General features: G+C 44.6%; 2 protein-coding genes. One reads left to right on the forward strand and one right to left on the reverse strand.

Annotated features, from left to right (window positions below):
* Positions 1 to 672: acylneuraminate cytidylyltransferase family protein (locus tag BUB67_RS16505; protein ID WP_073240323.1), on the forward strand; the 672-nt coding region annotated here is incomplete at its 5' end.
* Positions 673 to 762: 90 nt separating this feature from the next.
* On the opposite strand, the gene BUB67_RS15890 is transcribed toward BUB67_RS16505, so the two are convergent.
* The gene (locus tag BUB67_RS15890; RefSeq protein ID WP_073240324.1) at positions 763 to 1,119 is read right to left on the reverse strand and encodes a hypothetical protein; all 357 of its coding nucleotides are present in this window, start codon (positions 1,117 to 1,119) and stop codon (positions 763 to 765) included.
* Positions 1,120 to 1,840: the final 721 nt, after the last annotated feature.

Raw genomic sequence — 1,840 nt, forward strand, 5'->3', positions numbered from 1 at the left:
TTAGCACTTTGCTTGGAGGGGATAAATAGATACCGGCTGTTTAATTATGAAAAGGAACAACATGATTATGTAGGTATTTATGTGCAAGTGGACAATATTGATCGCTTAATTCTCTCTTCTGAGGATGCTGAGATTATTGCTTTAGCCAAGAGTTTAGGTTGTGATGTTCCCTTTATTCGTCCTGCCCAATTAGCCAGAGATGAAACGCCGGGTATTGAACCTGTACTGCACGCTTTACAAGTTTTGCCGGAAAAGTATGATTATGTGGTACTGTTGCAGCCCACCTCTCCTTTGCGGCGGGCGAAGGATATTGACGAGTGTATTGCTCTATGCATGAATCAAGGAGCCTGTGCCTGTGTTTCGGTAACCGAACCGGCGCATCATCCTTACTGGATGTATGAACTTTTACCAAATGGTTTTTTAAAGCCATTTATGCCGAAGGATAAAGTACCGTTCCGCCGCCAGGAACTGCAGCCAGTGTACGCTTTAAACGGGGCTGTTTATGTGGCCTGCTGCGATTGGCTGCAGGAAAAACGGACTTTTCTTGCTGAGGAAACGGTTGCCTTTGTGATGCCTCCTGAGCGTTCACTGGATGTGGATACCGAGCTGGATCTGCAGATATGTGAATTTTTTCTACGTCTGCACAGTTCGATGGGAACTAGGATTGTTTAACTCAAGTTTGACACCCTGAGATAAACGAATCTAGTAAAATCAATACATTCCGGGCATGCCAAATAAACGCACCACTATATTTCCTTTTTATTACCAGTTGCATTGTATTCCATTATCCTGTTTGGCGGTCGACAGCCCACCACCTTGAACACGCACGCCATAAGCATAGCCTTTAAGCTCCGTACGGATAATAAACTGTTCTCTTCCTACGTTAAGCTTAACGGCATGTAAAGAACGCAGGTCCTGCATTATGTCTTTTAAGCAGTGTTTATTGTCTTTTAGCCGTTTGGCCAACTTCACCTGCAGCACAAAGGCCAGAAAACAAATAAAGATGTGACCACGCGCCCGTTCTCCCTTCCAGTGGTAGATGGGGTTTAAATACAGGGCCCTCTTTATTGTGCGAAACGCCCTTTCCACCTGCTGCAGCATTTGGAGTCTAAGAATCAAAGGGACGGTTCTTGAAGGGGGCAATCGGAAGTTTTGCATGAAGAAAGGCTCAACTGTCAGATATTAGCTGATTGTTGAGCCTTTAATAATACTTACGCAAAAAACGGTGTTTGTCAAGATAGTTGTCGCACGAGTGTGTTTAAAAAGTTTAGTACTGAACCGACCGCCGGTCTTGACTCCATGTGCTGATTATAGGGTAACCCGACCGACGGATATACGCCAATGAATAATTGGTCTACGGTCGGGTTTATTCAGTCTAGCACATGGAATCAAGACTCTCCACTTCGTTCCGACCGCAAGCGGCGGCTACAAGGTGCTTAGGGATCATTTTTCCCCTCCCTCTGGAGACCGCCTATGTCTTTACTTACCAGGTTTAATGTTGCGTTAAGCAGAACCCTTTTCCTTCGATTCTGATTCTTCTGTACGATCAGGATTGAGCCAAACAATTTCCTCTAATGTCCAGTCTCTGATTGGGCCTGACCATCTTTCTGGATGCTTTAACTTAGCTTCTTCATAAACCTGTTTTCTCCGCTCCAGAATTTGTGTCGAGAGGCCATTATGTCTTTGGTTTGGGGTCAGGAAATTAAGACCACTGTGTCGGTGTGTGTTTGGCAAGATAAAAATGTAGCAAACGGAAGTTAATTTTTAGAGCACCCCTGCTCCCATATTTACCATCTAATGGTAGGGTGGTTTAGCATCCTGACCTGAACATTTTACTTTC

The organism is Desulforamulus putei DSM 12395 (genome assembly GCF_900129195.1).
GTDB classification, from domain to species: Bacteria; Bacillota; Desulfotomaculia; order Desulfotomaculales; family Desulfotomaculaceae; genus Desulfotomaculum; species Desulfotomaculum putei.